At 51.6% G+C, this 353-nt stretch carries 2 tRNA genes; both read left to right on the plus strand.

Annotation, left to right across the window (positions count from 1 at the left end):
* The first annotated feature begins 87 nt into the window (after nucleotides 1-87).
* Nucleotides 88-162: transfer RNA gene (locus HEN21_RS22665), tRNA-Gln, on the plus strand.
* A 15-nt stretch (nucleotides 163-177) separates the two neighbouring features.
* Nucleotides 178-254, plus strand: a tRNA-Met gene (locus tag HEN21_RS22670).
* Nucleotides 255-353 lie beyond the last annotated feature (99 nt).

Consider the following 353-nt stretch of genomic DNA (forward strand, 5'->3'; position numbering starts at 1 on the left):
GCACCGGTTTTTGATACCGGCATTCCCTGGTTCGAATCCAGGTACCCCAGCCATCTTCTTCGAGTAAGCGGTTCACCGCCCGGTTATTGGGGTATCGCCAAGCGGTAAGGCACCGGTTTTTGATACCGGCATTCCCTGGTTCGAATCCAGGTACCCCAGCCATCGAAGAAACAATCTGGCTACGTAGCTCAGTTGGTTAGAGCACATCACTCATAATGATGGGGTCACAGGTTCGAATCCCGTCGTAGCCACCAAATTCTGAATGTGTCGAATACGTTCGGCAAATTCGAAAAAATTTGTTGGGGTATCGCCAAGCGGTAAGGCACCGGATTCTGATTCCGGCATTCCGAGGT

Source organism: Escherichia sp. 93.1518, assembly GCF_013368915.2.
GTDB classification, from domain to species: Bacteria; Pseudomonadota; Gammaproteobacteria; order Enterobacterales; family Enterobacteriaceae; genus Escherichia; species Escherichia ruysiae.